The organism is Polymorphospora sp. A560, from assembly GCF_045781765.1.
Taxonomy (GTDB): domain Bacteria; phylum Actinomycetota; class Actinomycetes; order Mycobacteriales; family Micromonosporaceae; genus Polymorphospora; species Polymorphospora lycopeni.
The window spans coordinates 6683812-6704396 of sequence record NZ_CP122282.1; the positions used below are offsets into that span (position 1 = coordinate 6683812).

Annotated in this window: 18 protein-coding genes; 11 read left to right on the forward strand and 7 right to left on the reverse strand. The window is 73.6% G+C overall.

Annotation, left to right across the window (positions count from 1 at the left end):
• Positions 1-2 precede the first annotated feature (2 nt).
• The 5 genes from QCD66_RS30145 to QCD66_RS30165 all read left to right on the forward strand — a co-directional run bounded on the left by QCD66_RS30145 (position 3) and on the right by QCD66_RS30165 (position 5150).
• Complete coding sequence (locus tag QCD66_RS30145) at positions 3-863, forward strand: hypothetical protein (protein WP_364208516.1); 861 nt, start codon at positions 3-5, stop codon at positions 861-863.
• Positions 864-896: 33 nt separating this feature from the next.
• Complete coding sequence (locus QCD66_RS30150) at positions 897-2249, forward strand: O-antigen ligase family protein (RefSeq protein WP_357532857.1); 1353 nt, start codon at positions 897-899, stop codon at positions 2247-2249.
• A 218-nt stretch (positions 2250-2467) separates the two neighbouring features.
• Positions 2468-3319 (forward strand): glycosyltransferase family 2 protein, encoded by an 852-nt coding sequence (locus QCD66_RS30155; RefSeq protein WP_375735642.1) that lies wholly within the window; start codon positions 2468-2470, stop codon positions 3317-3319.
• Positions 3316-4152, forward strand: a complete 837-nt coding sequence (locus tag QCD66_RS30160) for a glycosyltransferase family 2 protein (RefSeq protein WP_375735643.1) — start codon at positions 3316-3318, stop codon at positions 4150-4152. The genes QCD66_RS30155 and QCD66_RS30160 overlap by 4 nt, the downstream gene beginning before the upstream one ends.
• Entirely contained in the window at positions 4149-5150 is a 1002-nt protein-coding gene (locus QCD66_RS30165) for a glycosyltransferase family 2 protein (protein WP_375735644.1), read from the forward strand. Before QCD66_RS30160 ends, QCD66_RS30165 begins: the two co-directional genes overlap by 4 nt.
• Positions 5151-5220: 70 nt before the next feature.
• Here QCD66_RS30165 and QCD66_RS30170 read toward each other — a convergent pair whose 3' ends face one another.
• Both QCD66_RS30170 and QCD66_RS30175 read right to left on the reverse strand, forming a co-directional pair.
• On the reverse strand, positions 5221-6036 hold the full coding sequence (locus tag QCD66_RS30170) for an alpha/beta hydrolase (protein WP_375735645.1): 816 nt from the start codon (positions 6034-6036) through the stop codon (positions 5221-5223).
• A 199-nt stretch (positions 6037-6235) separates the two neighbouring features.
• Entirely contained in the window at positions 6236-6562 is a 327-nt protein-coding gene (locus QCD66_RS30175; RefSeq protein ID WP_357532864.1) for a hypothetical protein, read from the reverse strand.
• A 39-nt stretch (positions 6563-6601) separates the two neighbouring features.
• On the opposite strand from QCD66_RS30175, the gene QCD66_RS30180 reads away from it, so the two are divergent.
• The 4 genes from QCD66_RS30180 (at position 6602) to QCD66_RS30195 (ending at position 12507) form a co-directional block, all read left to right on the forward strand.
• Positions 6602-7951, forward strand: a complete 1350-nt coding sequence (locus QCD66_RS30180) for a sensor histidine kinase (protein ID WP_375735646.1) — start codon at positions 6602-6604, stop codon at positions 7949-7951.
• 45 nt (positions 7952-7996) lie between these two features.
• Positions 7997-8659 carry a response regulator transcription factor gene (locus tag QCD66_RS30185; protein ID WP_357532868.1) on the forward strand — a complete coding sequence of 221 codons (663 nt, stop codon included), beginning with the start codon at positions 7997-7999 and terminating at the stop codon, positions 8657-8659.
• Positions 8660-8777: 118 nt separating this feature from the next.
• Positions 8778-9878: an FG-GAP-like repeat-containing protein gene (locus QCD66_RS30190; RefSeq protein WP_375735647.1), complete on the forward strand. Its 1101-nt coding sequence runs from the start codon at positions 8778-8780 to the stop codon at positions 9876-9878.
• 127 nt (positions 9879-10005) lie between these two features.
• Complete coding sequence (locus tag QCD66_RS30195; protein ID WP_375735648.1) at positions 10006-12507, forward strand: FtsX-like permease family protein; 2502 nt, start codon at positions 10006-10008, stop codon at positions 12505-12507.
• Positions 12508-12536: 29 nt separating this feature from the next.
• Here the strand turns inward: QCD66_RS30195 and QCD66_RS30200 are convergent, their stop codons facing one another.
• The 4 genes from QCD66_RS30200 to QCD66_RS30215 form a co-directional block, all read right to left on the reverse strand.
• On the reverse strand, positions 12537-14174 hold the full coding sequence (locus tag QCD66_RS30200; RefSeq protein WP_375735649.1) for a 3-hydroxyacyl-CoA dehydrogenase family protein: 1638 nt from the start codon (positions 14172-14174) through the stop codon (positions 12537-12539).
• 151 nt (positions 14175-14325) lie between these two features.
• Positions 14326-15213, reverse strand: a complete 888-nt coding sequence (locus QCD66_RS30205; RefSeq protein ID WP_375735650.1) for an alpha/beta hydrolase — start codon at positions 15211-15213, stop codon at positions 14326-14328.
• Complete coding sequence (locus tag QCD66_RS30210) at positions 15210-16262, reverse strand: alpha/beta fold hydrolase (RefSeq protein WP_375735651.1); 1053 nt, start codon at positions 16260-16262, stop codon at positions 15210-15212. Before QCD66_RS30210 ends, QCD66_RS30205 begins: the two co-directional genes overlap by 4 nt.
• Before the next feature lie 103 nt (positions 16263-16365).
• On the reverse strand, positions 16366-16866 hold the full coding sequence (locus QCD66_RS30215) for an FHA domain-containing protein (protein WP_357532877.1): 501 nt from the start codon (positions 16864-16866) through the stop codon (positions 16366-16368).
• Between the two features lie 348 nt (positions 16867-17214).
• Here QCD66_RS30215 and QCD66_RS30220 point away from each other — a divergent pair, with 348 nt between their 5' ends.
• Positions 17215-18717 (forward strand): aldehyde dehydrogenase family protein, encoded by a 1503-nt coding sequence (locus QCD66_RS30220; RefSeq protein ID WP_364208549.1) that lies wholly within the window; start codon positions 17215-17217, stop codon positions 18715-18717.
• Positions 18718-19141: 424 nt separating this feature from the next.
• On the opposite strand, the gene nucS is transcribed toward QCD66_RS30220, so the two are convergent.
• Positions 19142-19801, reverse strand: a complete 660-nt coding sequence (nucS, locus tag QCD66_RS30225; RefSeq protein ID WP_212827084.1) for an endonuclease NucS — start codon at positions 19799-19801, stop codon at positions 19142-19144.
• A 70-nt stretch (positions 19802-19871) separates the two neighbouring features.
• Here nucS and QCD66_RS30230 point away from each other — a divergent pair, with 70 nt between their 5' ends.
• Entirely contained in the window at positions 19872-20489 is a 618-nt protein-coding gene (locus QCD66_RS30230) for a DUF4126 domain-containing protein (RefSeq protein WP_357533428.1), read from the forward strand.
• Positions 20490-20585: the final 96 nt, after the last annotated feature.

The window sequence follows — 20585 nt, forward strand, 5'->3', positions numbered from 1 at the left end:
CTGTGGACCTTCTCGACCTCCTGAGACTGATGGTCCGGCGGTGGTACGTCGCCGCCCCGGTCGTCGTACTCACCCTCGGCGCGGCGCTGGTCGTCGGCTCGTCGATCCAGCCGGAATACAAGACCTCGGCGGCCGTACTGCTCGTGCCCCCGACCACCAACCCGCCCGCGCCGGCACCCAACGCCAGCCCGCAGCCCGGCAACCCCTGGCTGAAGGTCGGTGAGGTCGCGATGGCCCAGGCGGTGCAGATCTCCGTCTCCGCCGCCGACGCGCGGCAGAAGGTCCAGGCGGCCGGCGGCGACCCCGGCTACGAGATCGGACTGGTGAACCGCAGCTCGATCGTGACCGTCGACGTCACCGCGACCACCCACGAGGCCGCGCTGGCCACGGTGGTCGCGGTCACCAAGCTGATCAGCGACGAGGTGTCGGAGAGCCAGACGGCCTACAAGCCCAAGGCCGGCGAGGAGATCACCACCGAGATCCTCGACCCGGGCACCGAGATCACGCCGTCGCGCTCCAACGTCCTGCGCGCGCAGATCGTGGTGATCGCGATCGGCCTGCTGTTCACCGCGGTCGTCGCCGTCGTCTACGACGCCATCCAGCGCCGGCGGGCCAACGCCCGACTGGCCAGCCGGCAGTCCGGCCGCCGCCCGGTGGCCGGCGACGCGGGCCAGGCGAGCGTCGCGGGCGGCCATGGAGGCGCCCCCCACCAGCAGGGCCGGTCCGCGGAGGTCACCCAGGCGCTCGGCGGCAACGGCCGTGGCGGCCCGCAGATCTCGGCCGACTTCATCCGGGCGCCGCAGTCCGACGACACCATCCTCCTCACCGCGGTCCGCACGCCGACCGACGATTCAAGGCGATAAGTACGCCGACGACGTACTGACGGAACGAGTCCCGTGCAGACCTACCTCTCCGCCCGACGCTCAGCGACGGTGTACGACGGGCTCACCCCCCGGACCCGGCACTTCCCGGACGCGACGGCGGGTGTCGTCGCCGCGGTGATGCTGGCCTACCTGCTGCCGGCCCGGCTGATCTTCCCGCCGCTGACCACCCTCGGCCGGCCGGCCGTCATGGTCGGCCTCGGCCTGCTGGTGTGGTGGGCACTGACCCGCCTGCACCCCAACCTCGTGACCCGCGGGCAGCAGCCGATGCGCTGGGCGCTCGCCGGCTACCTGGTGACGATCGGGGTGTCCTACATCGCCGGACAGGCCCGGGGCATGCAGGTGCTGGAAGCCAACAGCGCCGACCGGACCATCCTGATGGCGCTCGCGGCCGGCGGCGTACTGCTGGCCGCCGCCGACGGGGTGCTCACCCGGGACCGCATCGACCACCTGCTGCGGTGGTTCTGCTGGGGCTCGGCCGTCATGGCGCTGTTCGCGCTGGCGCAGTTCATCCTGCGGATCGACTTCACCAACTACCTCAAGCTGCCGCCGGTCCTGATGTTCCAGAAGGACCTGGTCGGCTTCGACGCGCGCGGCGGTGGCGGGCTGGTCCGGGTGGCCGGCACCGCCGGCCACTACATCGAGTTCAGCGTCCTGATGGTGATCGGCCTCATCGTCGCCATCCACTTCGCCCGCTTCTCCACCAGCCGGCGCAACCGGCAGATCTACGCCACGCTGGCCATCATCCAGGCCGGCGTCATCCCGATCTCGCTGTCCCGCACCGGGGTGCTGGCGCTGGCCGCCGCGATCCTGCTCTTCATCCTGGTCTGGCCGCTGCGCACCACCTTCAACGTGCTGGTGATCGGCGTCTTCCTGATGGCCTTCATCCAGGTCGGCAAACCCGGGCTGCTGGCGACGCTGCGCGCCCTGCTGCTCGCCGGTGACAACGATCCGAGCGTGCAGGGCCGGCTGGAGGACTACGCGTTCGTCGCCCCGTTCATCAAGGAACGGATGTGGCTCGGGCGCGGTGTCGGCACCTGGTTGCCGGAGATGTACCAACTCCTCGACAACCAGTGGCTGGTCACCCTGGTCACGGGTGGCGTCCTCGGGGTCGTCGGGCTCGCGGGGCTCTTCGTCGTCGGCATCGTCACCGCCGGCCGGGTACGCCGGTTCGCCACCAACGAGCGGGACCGGGACCTGGCCGCCGTACTCGCGGTGGGGATCGGGGTCGCGGCGGTGACCGCGTTCACCTTCGACGCGCTGTACTTCTCGACCTACCTGATCACCGTGCACCTCTTCCTCGGGCTCGCCGGCGCGATGTGGCGGGTGACCCGGGCCGAACGCGTCAACCACATCGGAGCACAATGACCGAGCACCGCGAGGGCATCAAGCCGCACAGCCTGAAGTCATGCGACCGCCGAGCGAAGCGAGGTGTCGCATGACCGAGCACCGCGAGGGCATCAAGCCGCACAGCCTGAAGTCATGCGACCGCCGAGCGAAGCGAGGTGTCGCATGACCGAGCACCGCGAGGGCATCAAGCCGCACAGCCTGAAGTCATGCGACCGCCGAGCGAAGCGAGGTGTCGCATGACCGAGCACCGCGGCATCGACATCTTGATGATCACGTACGACCGGCCGGAGTACGTACGGCTCTCCCTGCCGCACCTGCTGGCCACCGCCACCGCCGACACCCGGATCTGGCTGTGGCACAACGGCACCGACCAGCCGACCCTCGAAGCGGTGGAGGAGTTCCGGCACCACCCGCGGGTGCACCGGTTCCACCACAGCCCGACCAACGCGGGTCTGCGCGAGCCGACCAACTGGCTGTGGGCCGAGTCGGACGGCGCGTACGTCAGCAAGGTCGACGACGACTGCCTGCCCGACAAGGACTGGCTGGAGACGCTGCGCCGGGCGCACGAGGACGTACCCGAGTTCGGGGTGATCGGCACCTGGCGGTTCCCCGACGAGGACGTCGACGAGGCGCTCGTCGCGAAGAAGCTCGCCGACTATCCGGGTGGCCACCGGCTGATGCGCAACCACTGGGTGCAGGGCAGCGGCTATCTGCTCAAGCGGGCCGCCGTCGCGCAGACCGGGCCGATCGGGCCGACCGAGTCGTTCACCGCGTGGTGCCTCCGTTCGGCCCGGCTCGGCTGGGTCAACGGCTGGTACCACCCGTTCCTGCCCGAGGACCACATGGACGATCCGCGCAGCCCGCACACGATCTACCACACCGACGCGGACTTCATGGCCCGGCGGCCGCTGTCGGCGAAGAACACCGGGGTGACCACGGTCGCGCAGTGGACCGAGCAGATGCGGCACTCGGCCCGGGTGGTCCAGGCCGCCTCCCTCGACCTGCGCGAGTACGGCGGCTGGCGGGCCCGCCGCCGGGGCGCCGTACGCCGGATCCGGCGCGCGCTGACCGGGCGGGCGCCGTGGTGACCAGCGTGGTGATCGCCGCCCACAACGAGGCCGCGGTGATCGACCGGTGCCTGCGCCGGATGCTCGCCAACGCGACCCCGGGCGAGTTCGAGGTGATCGTGGTCGCCAACGGGTGCACCGACGCGACCGCCGAGGTGGCCGGCGCCGTGCCCGGGGTGACCGTCGTCGAGTTGGCCGAGGCGTCGAAGTCGGCGGCGCTCAACGCCGGTGACCGGGCGGCGACCGGCCTGCCCCGGATCTATCTCGACGCCGACATCGCCCTGTCGACCGCCGACCTGCGTACGCTCTCCCGCGCGGTCGACGACAGCGCGCTGGCCGCCGCGCCCCGCCGGGTCCTCGACACGAGCGGCCGGCCGCTGCTGGTCAAGGCGTACTTCGCGATCAACGGCCGGCTGCCGGCGTTCCGTGACGCGCTCTTCGGCCGAGGCGTGATCGTGCTGTCGCGGGCCGGCCGGGCCCGGTTCGAGCGGTTTCCGGACGTGATCGCCGACGACCTGTTCCTCGACTCGCTCTTCACCGACGCCGAGAAGCGCGAGGTCAAGGGGGTCGCCTCGGTGGTGGCCACGCCACGGCGCACCGCCGACCTGCTGCGCCGGCTCGGCCGGGTCCGGGCCGGCAACGCCGCGCTGCGGGCCGCCGCCACCGACACCGAGGTGCGCCCGTCCCGCAAGATGTCGTGGCTGGTCGACGTGGTGCTGCCCCGACCGTGGCTGCTGCCGGCGGGGGTCTGCTACCTGGCGCTGACCGTCATCGCCGGGATCAAAGCCCGCCGCACCGGCCCCGGCGCGGCGTGGGGCCGCGACGAGTCGAGCCGAACTCCGGTGGCCCGATGAACCCGACGGTGAGCCTGGTCATGGTCTCGTACCAGACCCGGGACCTGATCGTGCGGGCGCTGACCGCGTTGCGGGACACCGGCACCGGGGTCGACTACGAGGTGATCGTGGTCGACAACGCCTCCGCCGACGGTTCGGCCGACGCGATCGCGGCGGCCCTGCCCGAGGTACGGGTGGTGCGGCTGGCGCACAACGTCGGCTTCGGCCGGGCGGTCAACGTCGGCGCCGAGCTGGCCCGTGGCGACTACGTGCTGCTGATGAACCCGGACACCGAGCCCGTCGGCGACGTGCTCGGCGAGTTCGTCGCGTTCGCCCGGGCCAACCCCGCGCATCGCGTCTACACCGGCCGTACCCTGCGCCAGGACGGCACCGACGACGGCCGGTCGGTGTTCGCGCTGCCGAGCCTGTGGGGCTACTTCTGCTTCGCCGCCGGGCTGTCGACGGTGTTCCGCGGCTCCCGGCTGTTCAATCCGGAGGAGTTGCCGGGCCTCGACCGGAACCGGCCGACTCCGGTGCCGGCCGCGTCCGGCTGCCTGCTGCTGGTCGAGCGGGCGCTGTTCGCCGAACTTCGCGGCTTCGCGCCCGACTACTTCATGTACAGCGAGGACATCGACCTGTGCCACCGGGCGACCGGACTGGGGGCGACCCCGGTGCTGGTGCCGACGGCCCGGGTGCTGCACATCGGCGGTGCGTCGTCGACCAGTGTCGGCAAGCGGGTGATGGTGCTGCGCGGCAAGACGACGTACGTACGGCTGCGCTGGTCGGGGTCGCGGGCGGCGGTTGGCCGGGCGCTGCTGGCGGCCGGCATCGCGGTACGGGCGGCGGGTGCCCGGCTCACCGGCCGGGCCGGCTACTGGCGGGAGGTGTGGGCCCAGCGCCGCACCTGGCTCGCCGGCTGGCCACCGCTCGCCGAACTGCCGCCCGTGGTCCCGGTCCCGGTCCCGCCCGATCCGTCCGCTCCGCCCGCCCGGTCCGCCCGCTCCGGGCCGCCTGGCTAGGGAAGCTGCGACTCCACGAGTCCTCGATCGGCGTCCCGCGCCGCCGGGTGGCGGCGCGGGCACGGCGGGGTCACGAGGTGGGGCCGCCGCCTGGGCGGGGGCCGGCCACGGGTACGTCGGCGAAGGCGGCCACCGTGCGGTCGGCGTACGCGCTCGCGTCGCCGACCTCCATCGGCCCGTCCCATTCCCGGGGCAGCGGCACCGGCGTATCCGGGGCGACCCGGCGGACGATCTCGTCGAGCACGGTCTCCGCGTCGCCGACCCACAGGTGCTTGGCGCCGGGCACCCCGACCACCTCGGCCTGCGGGATCGCCGCGAACCGCTCGCGGGCCTCGTCGGGGCGCAGGTAGTCGTCGAACTCCGGGACCAGGGCGGTGACCGGCTTGCCCGACCGGGCCCAGGTGCGCAGGTCGTCCGGGGTCGAGAAGCGCAGCGGCGGGGAGAGCAGGACGGTGCCGGACACCTGCGGGTCGCAGCCGTGCTTGAGGGCGAGGTCGGTGCCGAACGACCAGCCGACCAGCCAGATGTCGGGCAGTTCGGCGAACTCGGCGTACTCGATCGCGGCGGCCACGTCGAACCGCTCGCTGTCGGCGGCGTCGAAGGTGCCCTCGCTGGTGCCCCGCACGCTGCTGGTCCCCCGGGTGTTGAAGCGCAGCACGGCGAGGCCGGCGAGGGCCGGCAGCCGCCAGGCGGCCTTGCGGAAGACGTGGCTGTCCATCATTCCGCCGTGGGTGGGCAGCGGGTGCAGGCAGACCAGGGTGGCGACCGGGTCACGGTCCAGCGGCCGGGCGAGTTCGCCGACCAGGCGTAGGCCGTCGGCGGTGTGCAGGTCGATGTCCTCGCGGTGGGCGGGCAGGATCGAGGTCGCGCGGATTGGTTCGCTCACCGGTCCAGTCTCGCGCGGCCGTACCGCTCCGTCAGCCCGTGCCGCCCGCCACGTGACGTATATCCCCCGCCCACGCCCGCACGCCCCGTCCGCGCCCCGCCCCCGGCCCGCGACGACCCGCCGATCGAGGGGTTGTTGAGCGACAAAGCCAACGTATCCCCCACGGCTTCTCCTTGATCAACGCAGGGAAGTGCGCGCGTCAGCCGTAGCGGGGGGCGCTGCGGGAACGCTGGATGCCGGGCGAGCGCCGGTCGCGGGCCCGCCAGCAGCCGGAGTGCCAGTGTCGCCGGTCGGTGAGGTCGCCACGCCCGTCGGCCGGCCACACCACCAGGTGCGCCACGCCGGGCCGGATCTCCTGGTCGCAACCGGGACACCGGTACGTCTTGACCGCCGCGCCGCCGGGGATGGCGCGTACCTGCCACTCACCGTCGCTCCAGGTCTGGACCGCGTCGACACCACGGCGCACCCGGTCGTCGTCGAGCGGCGGACCGGCCTCGGGGCGCGGGCGGTTGCGACGGGGGCTCACGTCGACCAACAGTAACGGTGAGATGCGTACCCTCGACAGGTGAACCGGCTCCACCTGTGGCTCCAGCGGCACCGGGTCGTCGTCGACCTGATGATCGCCGCGCCGATCATCCTGCTGACCCTGATGTCGGCGACCGGTACCGCCCGCCATCCGGTCGCCGTCGTCTTCGACGGCCTCCTGATCCTCGCCGTCGTGGTCCGCCGGGTCTGGTTCACCGCCGCCTACCTGCTGGTGATCACCGTCGGCCTGGCCACCGTGGCGTCCGGCCAGCTGGGCATGCTGGTGCCGGCCCACCTCGCGATGCCGATCCTGCTCTACACGGCCGCCGCGATCGGCCCGGAGTGGGCCCGCCGGCTGGGCGTCTTCTGGATTCCGGTCGCCCCGGTCCTCGCCGTCCTGGCCATGGACACGTACGGCAGCATGCGCCGGGCCGGCAACCCGTGGCCGCTGACCGAGATGGTGGTGTTCACCGGCCTGCTCGCCGCCCCGCTGGTCGCCGCCTGGGTCTGGGGCAACTCGGTACGGATCCGGCGCCGCTTCTACGCCCAGCTCGCCGACCGGGCCGACCGGCTGGAACGCGAACGCGACGCGCTGGACCGGGTCGCGGTGGCCGAGGAACGGGCCCGGATCGCCCGGGAGCTGCACGACGTGGTGGCGCACCACGTGTCGGTGATGGTGGTGCAGGCCGACGGCGCCGGGTACGCGCTGGCCGGCGACCCGGACCGGGCCCGCGAGGCGCTGGGCACCATCTCCCGTACGGGCCGGGAGGCGCTGACCGAGATGCGCCGGCTGCTCGGCGTGCTGCGTACGGCGGACGGCGAGGCCGCCGACCGGGCCCCGCAACCCGGCCTGGACTCGATCGCGGAGCTGGTCGGTCAACTGCGTGGCACCGGGCTGGCGGTGGAACACACGGTCGCCGGCCGCCCCCGGCCGGTCGGGGCCGGCACGGCGCTGACCGCCTACCGGGTGGTGCAGGAGTCGTTGACCAACACGCTCAAGCACGGCGGTCCGGGGGTCCGGGCCACCGTGCGGCTGGCCTGGGCACGCGACCACCTGCGGGTGGAGGTCCTCGACGACGGCAGCCGCCCCGACGGCGACGCGCCCGGCCCCGACCGCGACGGGCACCGCCAGCGGTCCGGCACCGACGACGGGCCGCCGGCCGGTGCCTGGCCGCACCCCCGGCGCGGCGACACCGGCGCCGCCGGGCCGGCCGAGACCGGCGGTGGCGGGCACGGCATCATCGGAATGCGCGAGCGGGTCCTCGCCGCCGGCGGCCGGCTCATGGTCGGGGCCCGTCCCGAGGGTGGCTTCCAGGTGGCGGCCACCCTGCCGCTCGACCGTGACGGCGGCCCGACCGATGGGACCCGACCGCGACGGCGGTCCGACTGATGGGACCCGACCGTGACGGCGGCCATACCGATGGGAGATGATCCGGTGATCCGCGTGGTGCTCGTCGACGACCAGCAACTGGTCCGCACCGGCTTCCGGATGATGCTCGACGCCCAGCCCGACATGACGGTCGTCGCCGAGGCCGGCGACGGCGCGGCCGCCATCGAGGTGTTGCGTGCCCACCAGGCCGACGTCGTGCTGATGGACGTACGGATGCCACGGATGGACGGCGTCGAGGCGACTCGGCGGATCTGTGCCGTCCCGGCCGCGCCCCGGGTGCTCGTACTGACCACCTTCGACCTCGACGAGTACGCCTTCGTCGCGCTGCGCGCGGGGGCCGCCGGATTCCTGCTGAAGGACGTACCGCCGGAGGAGCTGCTGGCCGCGATCCGGGTGGTGCACGCCGGGGACGCGGTGGTGGCCCCGTCGACCACCCGGCGGCTGATCGACCGGTTCGCCGCCTACCTGCCCGATCCGGCGCAGGCGCCGGACGACCGGGCGACCCGGTCGCTGACCGAGCGCGAGCGTGAGGTGCTGCTGCTGGTGGCGGCCGGGCGGTCGAACGCCGAGATCGCGGCCGAGCTGTTCGTGGCCGAGACGACGGTGAAGACCCACGTCGGCCGCATCCTCACCAAGCTCGACCTGCGCGACCGGGTGCAGGCGGTGGTGTACGCGTACGAGCACGGGCTGGTCCGCGCCGGCCGCTGACGTGTCCACGGTGGACGATATCGGATCACGGTCAGCGTCCACTGGGGATACCGCCGGTCACGTAGCGTCCGGGTTGCGGGCCGGCCACGGGGGCCGGCCGCATCGGGGAGGTCCGACCATGCGTGGTGGACGTGTTCTGGGCGGCGTACTGGCGGCTGCGGTCGCCGGTGCCGTCATGGTGGCGGCACCGGCCGCCCATGCCGGTTTCCAGGGTGATCCGCTCTTCGGCGACGTCGACGGCGACCACGTCACCGACCGGGTGACCCTGGTCGGTGGCGGCCCGGACGAGTGCGGGGTCACCGTCGAACTCGGCACCGGCGGGGGCGGGTACGGCCCGGGAACGGTGCACGGCTATCCCGACCCGAGCGGTGGCACCGGCCACTGCCCGGACATGGGCGTCGTGGTCGACCTCGGCGGCGACGGCACCGTCGAACTGGTGCTGGCCTGGTTCGACGGCCGGCCGCCCGGCGTCACCCACGATCTGCTGGTGCTGCGCGACTACGCCCCGGCCGGCGGCTTCGACGCCATCTTCCAGCCGAGCTACATCGGCCTGGCCGACTTCAACGGCGACGGCCGGCAGGACGTCTACGAGTGGACCGACCAGGGCGACGGGTTCCGCACGTTCCTGAACACCGAGGCCGGCACGCTGGTGCCCGGCCCGGTCGAATACTGCGGCGGCCAGCCGGACTTCGAACTCGCCGACTTCGACGGCAACGGCGCGACCGACGTCGTCATCGCCTTTTACGAGGGCTGGTGCGGCCCGTTCAGTGGCGTCGCCGTGGTCCTCGACGACGGCAGCACCCTCTATCTCGAGCAGGACGAGTGGGGCGACGACGGGTGGGAGGTCGACCTCGTCGACCTCGACGGCAACGGCCGCCCCGACGTGCAGACCACGAACTGGTCCGGCACCGTCCGGCTGTTCGTCAACAACGGCGACGGCACCTTCACGCCGGGCATCCGGGCCGTCGAGGACCGGGTGACCGTCGGCCCGACCAACCGCAAGCGGATCAAGGTGCTGGGCAACGACGTCGTCGTCCCCGGCACGGTGCTGACCGTCACCACCCCGCCGAAGTACGGCACCGCGACGGTGACCGCGCAGAACACGATCGCGTACGTCCGCACCGACACCAGCCACGACAAGCGCGACATCTTCGGCTACCGGATCACCGCCGGGGCACAGACGTCCGACGCGACGATCATCGTCCGGGTCAAGAAGTAGGGGGCGCCCGGGTACGGCGTACGACCCGGGTCGTACGCCGTACCCGGAACGGACCGTGCCTGAGACGGAGCCGGGCGCGACCCGGGGCCGACGCCGCGACGCCCGCCGCGCCATAGCGTCGACCGACATGCGCCACGTGATCCTGGCCGGGCTGCGGGCCCGGCGTACCCGCCTGCTGCTGACCTCCGCCGCCGTCGCGCTCGGGGTGGCATTCGTGGTCGCCACGGTCGCGATGACCGACACGCTCGCGGCCCAGCTCTACGACAGCACCGCCCGGCAGGCCAGGGACGTGGCGGTACGGGTCACCGCCGACGGGTCCGGGCGGCTGACCGACGCCGACCTGGCCGCCGTACGGGGTGTGCCGGGGGTGGCGGCGGCGGCCGGTCGGGCCGGGGCGACCGGTGTGCTGCTCGGTGCCGACGGGCGGGTGGTGACCAGCCTGGGCAACCCGGACTCGACGTTGCGGGCCCTCGCCGACGACCCCCGGCTCGCCGGCTTCGACCTGGCCGCCGGGGCATACCCGGCCGGGCCGGGCGAGATCGTCGTCGACCGCGACACGGCAGCCGCCCAGGGCTGGCCGCCGGGGGCGACGGTCCGGCTGGTCACGACGGCGGGTGAGACGGTCACGTTCCGGCTCGCCGGGACCGCCGACACGACCGAGTCGTGGCCGGTCGTGCACCTGTCCGCCGCCGATCTGACGGCGGTCACCGGGGAGTCGGGCTGGGGCGCCGTCGACGTCCTGGCCGGCCCGGGCGTGGCACAGGACGACCTGCGGGACGCGGTGGCCGGGGCGCTGGCCGGCCGACCGGTGGAGGTCGTCACCGGCGCGCGGTACGCCGACGCGCTGGCCTCGGCCGCGGTCGGCGACGTCGCCCAGATCCGCCTCGCGCTCGGCGCCTTCGCCCTGGTCGCCCTGCTCGTGGCGGCACTGGTCATCCACAACACGTTCGCGATCCTGGTGGCCCAGCGGCAACGGGAACTCGCCCTGCTGCGCTGCGTCGGCGCCGGTCGCGGCCAGGTGTTCGGTTCGGTGCTGGCCGAGGCGGCGGTGCTCGGCGTGCTGGCGGCGCTGATCGGCTTCGGTCTCGGGCTGGGCCTCGGCTGGCTGGGCGCGGCCGCTCTCGGCCGGACCAGCGGGGTCGGGCTCGACGTACCGCTCCAGGTCGGGGCGAACACCGTCGCCGTGGCGCTACTCGTCGGGGTCGGGATCACCGTCGGGTCGGCGGCTCTGCCGGCCCGGGGTGCCACCCGGGTCGCCCCGGTCGCGGCGCTGGCCAACCAGCCGGACCTGGCACCCACCGGTGGCGCCGGGGTGCTGCGGGTGGCCGTCGGGATCGCCGCACTGCTGCTCGGTACGGCGCTCGTGGTGGTCGGCGCGGCCACCGGCGCGATCATGCCGACCGTCGCCGGCGGGTTGCCGGTCGCCCTCGGCGTGCTGGCGCTCGGGCCGGTCGTGGTGGGTCCGCTGGCCCGGCTCGTCGGCCGGATTCCGGCGCTGTTCGGGGTCGCCGGTCGCCTCGCCGCCGCGAGCGGCGACCGGAGCCCGCGCCGGGCCGCCGCGACCGCGCTGTCGCTGACCGTCGGCATCACGCTGGTGACGGCGTTCCTGGTCAGCGCCGAGACGCTGAAACACAGCCTCGACGACCAGATGCGCAAGCGGTACCCGCTGGACTACCTGGTGACCGCGCCGGACGGACACCGGCTGCCCGGCGACCTGGCCGCCCGGCTCGCCGCGGTGCCCGAGGTCGAGCGTGCGGTGCCGCTGGCCGCCACCGGCAGCGAACTGCGGGCCGGCACCCGGACCGGGTCGGCCGAGGTCGGCGGCTTCGACCCCGATCTCCTGCGCCGCGAGTTCGCGCTGCCGGCCGGGTCCGGCAGGGTCGAGGACTTCGCCGCCGGCGGCGCGGTGCTCGACCCGGACACCGCACGGGCGCTGGCGGTCCGGGCCGGCGACCGGTTCACCGTCGAGGGGCCGGACGGCACCGTCGAGGTGGTGGTGTCGGCGGTGCTCTCCGTCCCGTCGGCGCCACTGCCGGAGGTGCTTCTCACCCCGGCCGAGGCGGCGGTGGTCGTCGGCACCCCGGCCCCGCACGGGGTGCTGGTCTGGATGGCGGACGGCGTCCCACCGCCGGCCGCCCGGATCGCCGTCGCGTCGGTGACCGACACCGAGCCGCTGGCGGTCGTGGCCGACGTGCAGAGCAGCGGCGAGCAGACCGGGGCGCTCATCGACGGGCTGCTGGCGGTGGTCGGCGCGCTGGTGGTGCTGTCGGTGGTGATCGCCGTCGCCGGGATCGCCAACACGCTGACCCTGTCGGTGCTCGAACGGACCCGGGAGTTCGGGCTGCTGCGGGCGGTCGGCCTGGCCCGCCGGCAGTTGCGGGTGATGCTGCTCGCCGAGGGCGTGGTGCTGGCCACCGTCGCCGGTGTGGTCGGGGTCGCCCTCGGTGTCGGGTTCGGGGTCGCGGCCGCCTACGCGGCGATCCCCCGCGACTGGCTGGTGCTCGCCCTGCCGTACGGCCGGATCGCCCTGGTGGTGGTCGGTGCGGCGGTGGTCGGGCTGCTGGCCGGGGTGGTACCGGCGCGGCGGGCCGCCAGGGTTCCCCCGGTGGCGGCTCTCGCGGCGGAGTGACGCCGGGCGGAACCCCGGGCCCGCCCGGCTCAGTTCCCCGGGTGGACGCGGAAGCCGCGGCCGGCGGTCACCAGTTGTTCGAGCAGCGGCGCCGGTGCCAGGCCCGGCTCCCGCGACTGCCGGTAGAGGTCACGCAGCGTCGCCAGCGCCGCGTCGAGCCCGATCCGGTCGAGCAGTTCGAACGGCCCCACCGGGTAACCGCAGCCGAGCCTCATCGCGTGGTCGATGTCGTCGGCGGTCGAGTACGACGCCTCCAGCATCCGCACCGCGTCGTTGAGGTACGGCAGCAGCAGCGCGTCGACCACGTAGCCGGCCCGGTCGGCGCAGACCACGGCGGCCCGGCCGAGCCGCGCGCAGACGGCGCGGGCGGTGGCGGTCGTCGCGGGCGCGGTCCGTACGGTGTGGACGATCTCGACCAGGGCCCGGTCCGGTGCCGGGTCGAGGAAGTGCAGCCCGAGCACGTCGGCGGGCCGTCCGGTCGCCATGGCCAGGTCGATCACCGGCAGCCGGGTGGTCGACGCGGCGAGCACGGCACCCGGTTTGCAGATCCCGTCGAGGGCGGTGAACAGCGCCCGGTCGGCGTCGGGGTCGCCGGGGCCGGCGGTGACGACGAGATCGGCGCCGGCGAGCCGGTCGAGTTCGCCGGTCACCGCGACGACGTCGTACCCGGCACCGGCGAAGAGTCCGGCGAGCCGGTCGGCCGGTTCGCCGGAGCCGACGACGCCGACCGTGCCGACCTGCGCGGCGGTGCCGGCCGGCGCCGGCGCCGGCGTCCACCCGTCGGGTACGACCACCGCCGAGCCCGGCTTCTCGTAGCTGTAGAAGCCCCGTCCGCTCTTGCGGCCGAGCCAGCCGGCGGTGACCATCTGCCGCAGCAGCGGTACGGGCGCGTGCCGCCGGTCCCGGCCGCCGCGGCGGTACATGGTCTCGAGGATCTCGTACGCGGTGTCGAGGCCGATCAGGTCCAGCAGGGCGAGCGGCCCCATCGGCAGGCCGCCGCCGAGCCGCATGGCGGTGTCGACGTCCTCACGGCCGACGTGGCCCGACTCCAGCATCCCGGCCGCCTGGTTGAGATAGGTCAGCAGCAGGGCGTTGACGATGAAGCCGGCCCGGTCGTCGACGGTGACACCGGTCTTGCCGAGCCGGGCGCACAGTGCCTCGACGTCGGCGACGACCTCGGGTGCGGTGACCACCGTACGGATCACCTCGACCAGCCGCATGACCGGCGCCGGGTTGAAGAAGTGCATCCCGACGACCTGCTCGGGCCGGCCGGTGGCGGCCGCGATCTCGGTGACCGAGAGCGAGGAGGTGTTGGTGGCCAGGATCGTCGCCGGCTTGCAGGTGCGGTCGAGGTCGGCGAAGAGCCGCCGCTTGATGTCGAGCCGCTCCGGCACCGCCTCGACGACCAGGTCGGCCTCGCGCAGCGCGTCGAGCCCGACGGCGAAGGTCACCCGGGACAGCAGCGCGTCGCGGTCGGCGGGGGCGAGCTTGCCCCGGGCCACCGCCCGGTCGGTGGAGCCGGTGAGGTTGTCCCGGCCCCGGTCCAGCGCGGCCTCGGTGATCTCGACGGCGACGACGTCGATCCCGTTGCGGGCGAAGACCTCCACGATGCCGGCGCCCATGGTGCCGAGCCCGACCACCCCGACGGTGTGGATTTCGCGTGCCACGCTGCCCTCCTCACCGGCCGGCGAACCGGCCGGCCGCGACCTGAACACCCACAGGCTACTTAACGAGAACTCAGGCCACCGGACCGCGTCCGCCCTCGCGGGTCCACTCTCGGCTCCGCGGCGGACGTCTCGCGCGGCTGGCGCCGCGCGGTCAGCCGCGTACCGCCGCGACCACCGCCGCCGCGCCGGCCGGGCCGAGCGTGATCGTGTAGTGGTTGACGCCGGGCACGGTGACCTCGGTCGTCCCGGGTAGCCAGTGCGCGGCGTGCCCCTCGGCGTAGAACGGCTGGTCGGGCTGGTCGAGCATGCCGCGCTCGGCACGCAGGAAGACCGCGGGCACCCCCACCGGCGCCGGGACGACGCCGGGCAGGGCGTAGGTGTCCCGGGCGTCGCGGACGGCCGCCTCCGGCCGGCACGCCGGGCGCAGCTCGGGCGGCTCGCCGACCAGGTCGTAGTCGACGTACGCGGTGACCGCGTCGGTCCAGTCCACGAAGGACGGATGGACCCGCCACAGGTCCCGGTACGCCTCCCGGTCCGGAAACGTCATCGCCAGCCGGGCGAACGCCGGGCCGATGGTCTGCCGGACGGCGTCCGCGATCGTCGCCTCGTCGGCGGCGGCGTCGATCCCGGCCGGTGCCGGCAGCGGCGGCCCGCCGTCGACCAGCACCAGCCGCTCGACCAGCCGCGGGTGGCGGCGGGCCAGCGCGACCGCGACGAAGCCGCCCATCGAGTGGCCGAGCACCACGACCGGCCCGCCGCCGTACGCCCCGATCACGGCCGCCAGGTCGTCGGCGTGCCGCTCCATCCCGTACGGGCCGGGCAGGTCGCGGCTGCGCCCCCGGCCGCGCAGGTCGGCGGCGACCAGCCGGTGGTCGACACCGAGCCGCTCACCGACCAGGGTCCAGGCCACGTGCGACGAGGTGATGCCGTGCGCGGCGACCAGCAGCGGGCCGTGGTCGCCCCACACACCGACGGTCAGGTCACCGCCGTCGACCGGCACCGTCCCGACGGCGTACGGCACCCCGCCCGGGCCGGTCACGGCAGCAGCTCCAGCAGCGCGGCGGCGAAGTCGGCGGGCCGCTCGACGTGCGGCGAGTGGCCGCAGCCCTCGTACACCACCTCGCGGTAGCGTCCCCCGGCGGCGGCGTAGCGGTCCAGCACGGCCCGGGTCTGGCCGACCATCGGCTGCGGCGGGTAGGCGTCGGCGCCCGGCCAGCCCGGCACCAGACCGAGGGCGCCGAGCTGCCCGAACTCGAGCATCGAGGTGTCCGAGACGATGACGTCGCGGTCGCCCCGGATCCAGGTGACTGGCGGCTTGACGGCGACCGCGACCAACTCGTCGGCGATCCGGAAGTGCCGGGGCGACATCGTGTTGAGCACACCCCGGTCGCCGGGGGCGACGCCGGGCCAGGTGTCCACCACGGACGCCGTACCCGGGTAGTTGTCGTCGCCGGTGGCGGTCGACAGCACGGTGTCGAGCAGTGCTTCCTCGTCGGCGCCGAGCGCGGCGGGGTCGGCGACGTACGTCGCCCGCATGACGTTGCGCGGGCTGGCCGGCCCGTCGGCGCCCCGGTCGCCGGCGGCCAGCCGCTTGACGAAGTCGGGGTTGGCCGAGCCGCCGCCGGTGCCGGCGAAGTCGGCCGTGGTCGGCGTGCCGGCGAGGTCGCGGGTGCCGCCGAAGCCGTACGGCGACACCGGCGACTCGAGCAGCAGGCCGGCGACCCGGTCGGGATGGTCGACCAGCAGTTGCATCGCGACCCCGCCGCCCATCGAGTGACCGGCGACGACCGGCCGGGCGCCGGGAGTGCCGAAGAGGGCCGGGTGGTCGAGCAGGGCCGCCACGTCGTCGGCGAAGTCGCGCAGCCCGCGGGTCGCGTCGACCGGGGCGGTGTCGGTCGCGCCGTAGCCGCGCAGGTCCGGCGCGACGATCCGCAGCGGGTCCGGAAGGTGGCGCAGCAGCGGATACCAGAAGGCCCCGGAGGAGCAGTTGCCGTGGATCAACAGCACCGGCGTGCCGTCGGCCGGCCCGGCGACGTGCACGTGCTGGGCGATCCCGCGTGCTTCGACGCGTACCGTCTCGGTCTCCATGCGCCGGATCATCGCACCGGGCCGGGCCGGTCACCATGTGGGGCGGACCCACATGGTCCGACCCCGACCTGTGTGGCCGGCCCCGCCCGGTGACCGGACCGGCTCAGCGGGTGACCATCAGCACCCAGGCCACCCAGCCGGCCAGCATCACCACGCCGCCGACGACCAGGACGAGCCGGCCGGACCGGCGCGCGGTCTGCATCGCCTGCGTCGGCTCGGCCAGCACCCCGACGGCGGACCGCTGCTCGGCGGACGCCCCGATCGCGCGCTGCGCCGGGATGGACCCCACCAGGCGTACGGAGCCGACCGGGTCGGTCAGCGCGGCCGACGGGTCGAAGAACCGAAGCTCGACGCCGCCGAACCGGACCCGGTCGCCGTCCCGCAACTCCACCGCGACGCCTTCGATCCGCCGATCGTTGAGAAAGGTGCCGTTGGTCGAGCCCACGTCGGACAACGTCGCCCGGCCGTCCGTCAGCTCGACGGCGGCGTGCCGGCGGCTCACCCGGGAGTCCTCGACGACGATGTCGACGCCGTCCTCCCGCCCGATCGTCCGGATGCCGGGGCGTAGCCGGAAGCTTGCACCGCGCAGTGGCCCGCTCGTCACCGTCAATTGCGGAAGCAGGGGCAGATCATCGGACATGTGTGTCGACAACGCCTTTCCGGTCGGTGGGAACGACCCCCCCGGTCGCTCCCCCGGTCAGCTTTTCAAGCCCGGCCAAGGTAATCACCGCACCGGTGGACCGGATTACGCGGTCCCCCGGCCAGACCTCACTCACCGGTTCGGTCGTATCGGCCGGCCACGATCGCCGTACGTCCACCACGGACGAACGGCGTCCCTGGCCCGGTACTGTTTTCCATCGATGACCACCGAGCGGCTTCCCATCGATCACGACCGGGCTGCAATGAGTATTTCTCAGGTTTAGACTCGGCACAAACATCTCGAGGAGCGCCGATGACCACTTTCCGCGTGCCCGGCGTACCGGTGATCGCCGACGGCGAACTGATCTCCACCAACCCGGCCACCGGCGACGAGGCCGGCCGCCTGCCGGTGGCCACCGCCGACGACGTCGCCCGTGCGGTCGAGCGGGCCCGGACCGCCGGCAACTGGTGGATCGGACTCGGCGACGCCGGCCGCCGCGAACGGCTGCTCCGCTTCCGGGCGGTGCTCGCCAACCGGATCACCGAACTGGCCGAACTCGTCAACGCCGAGGGCGGCAAACCGGTCGCCGAGGCGATCGTCGAGATCGTGTCGGCGATCGAACACCTGGACTGGGCCACCCGCAACGCCCGCCGGGTCCTCGGCGCCCGCCAACTGCGGTCCCGGCTCATCCTCGCCGAGTTCGCCGCCCACCTCGAATACCAGCCGTACGGCGTGGTCGGGGTGATCGGCCCCTGGAACTACCCGGTGCTCACCCCGCTCGGCTCGATCGGGTACGCCCTCGCCGCCGGCAACGCGGTCGTGTTCAAGCCGAGCGAATACACCCCCGTCGCCGGCCAGTGGTACGTCGACGCGTTCGCCGAGGTGGTGCCCGAACAGCCGGTGCTGCAGGCCGTACACGGGCTCGGCGACGTCGGGGCGGCGCTGTGCCGGTCCGGTGTCGACAAGGTGGCGTTCACCGGCTCCACCGCCACCGCCCGCAAGGTGATGGCCGCCTGCGCCGAGACACTGACCCCGGTGCTGCTGGAGTCCGGCGGCAAGGACGCCATGATCGTCGACGCGGACGCCGACCTGGACGCCGCCGCCGAGGCCGCCGTATGGGGCGGGATGACCAACGCCGGCCAGACCTGCATCGGCATCGAACGGATCTACGCCGTCGCACCGGTCTACGACGCCTTCGTGGCCAAGGTGGTCGAGCGGGCCGGCCGGCTGACCGTGGGAGCGGCGGGCGACGCCGACCTCGGCCCGATCACCATGCCGGCGCAGATCGACATCATCCGGCGGCACATCGACGACGCGCTGGCCCGGGGCGGCCGCGCCGTGCTGGGCGGCCCCGACGCGGTCCAGCCGCCGTACGTCCGGCCGACGATCCTGGTCGACGTGCCCGAGGACTCGGCCGCCGTACGGGAGGAGACCTTCGGACCGACCCTGACGATCAAGAAGGTACGCGACGCGCAGGAGGCGCTGACCCTCGCCAACGCGCTGCCGTACGGCCTGGGCGGTTCGGTGTTCGGCCAGCGGCAGGCGATCCCGATCGCCCGGCGGCTGCGCTCCGGAATGGCCGCGATCAACTCGGTGATCACCTTCGTCGGCATGTCCACGCTGCCCTTCGGCGGCGTCGGCGACTCGGGCTTCGGCCGCATCCACGGCGACGACGGGCTGCGCGAGTTCGCCCGCGCCAAGGCGATCACCCGCCGCCGCGGCCCGTCCATGCTGCCCGCGATGACCTTCGACCGTACGCCGGCCCAGGTCGCCCGGATCGTCAAGCTGGTCAAGACCCTCTACGGGCGGAACTGACCGGCCTGGCCCCTGTTTCTTTGGCCTGGCCCCTGTTTCTTTGGCCTCGCCTTCGGCGAGGCTGACTCGCTCCGCTTCGCGCCGCCTGAGTGCACCGTCTTCGCCCTGCGGGCCGCGACCGCTTCGCGGCGCGGTCCTCGGGCTCCAGACGGTGCGGCGGCGCTCGGTCGACTCGCGACTCTGGTCACCGTTAAGGCGGTCCGTCGTTTGCTTCGCCGAACGGTGCGGGTTCCGGGTGGCATCGGTCAGCGGGCGGGGTGGTGCTGTCGGCGGCCACAGCGAATTCGGCGTATCCACAGCGAATTCGCTGTGGGCCGCGACAGCGACCTCGCCCGGCACGGCACGCGCGACGAAGCCCCGGTCGGCACGCGACGAAACCCCGGCCGGCACGCGCGACGAAGCCTGGGCCGCCGTGGCGAGGCGGTCAGAAGAGGGTGAGTTCGTCGCGCTTCATGCCGCGCATCGCGTTGTAGTCGAGTACGACGCAGCGGATGCCGCGGTCCTCGGCCAGCACCCGGGCCTGTGGCTTGATCTCCTGGGCCGCGAAGATGCCGGCGACCGGGGCGAGCAGCGGGTCACGGTTGAGCAGTTCGAGGTAGCGGGTGAGCTGCTCGACGCCGTCGATCTCGCCCCGCCGCTTGATCTCGACCGCCACCGCCGCGCCGGCCGCGTCCCGGCAGAGCAGGTCGACCGGCCCGATGGCGGTCATGTACTCCCGGCGGACCAGCGTGTAGCCGTCCCCGAAGACGGTCGGCGACGCCGCGCACAACTCCTGCAGGTGCGCCTCGACACCGTCCTTGACCAGGCCCGGGTCGACGCCCAGGTCGTACGAGGTGTCCTGGAACACCTCCTCCAGGGTGATCCGCAGCTCCTCGCCGGCCTTGTTGACCACCCGCCACACGCCCGGTGCCTCTTCCAGCTTGCACGGCGGGCTCATCCAGTTGAGCGGCTTGTAGGCGCGGTCATCGGCGTGAATCGACACCGACCCGTCCGCCTTGACCATCAGCAACCGGGTGGCCGCCGGCAGGTGGGCCGAGAGCCGTCCGACATAGTTGACTTCGCATCGCGCAATCACCAACCGCACCCGACGAGGGTAGCGGAGGCGACCGCCGACGCCGCGACGGCGCTGGCGCGGCGGTGCGATGCTGGTTGACGTGCTGGAAGCGTTGACGGGGACCGGTCTTGCCGCATCGGCCGGGTTGAACGCCTACATTCCCCTGCTCACGATGGGGCTGCTCGGCAGATACACCGACGTCATCGACCTGCCGGCCGGCTGGCAGTGGCTGTCCAACGGCTGGGTGCTCGCCATCCTCGCCGTGCTGCTGGTCGTGGAGGTGGTCGCCGACAAGGTGCCGGTGGTCGACCACGTCAACGACGTGATCCAGACGGCGGTCCGGCCGACCGCGGGCGGCCTGGCGTTCGGTGCCGGGTCGAGTTCGGAGACCGTGACGGTCACCGACCCGGGGCAGTTCTTCTCGTCCAACCAGTGGGTGCCGATCGTGGCCGGGGTGCTCATCGCGCTCGGTGTGCACGGCGCCAAGTCGGCCGCCCGGCCGGTGATCAACGCGATGACGGCGGGGATCGGCGCACCGGTGGCGAGCACGGCCGAAGACGCCACGAGCGTGGTGATGTCGGTGGTCGCCATCCTGCTGCCGGTGCTGGTGATCCTGTTCCTGCTGCTCCTGGTGGTCTTCTGGTTCTGGCTGCGCCGGCGCCGGCGGGACCGGCGGGCGGAACGTGAGGCGGCCCGGGCTGCCGGGTTCCGGGTCTAGGACGCTCTCCCGCACGGGAGAACGACCGGGCCTACGCGGCACTGCCGGGATCCACGGGTACCCGCCACCGCCGCCGGCCTGGGCTGGAATGATCCG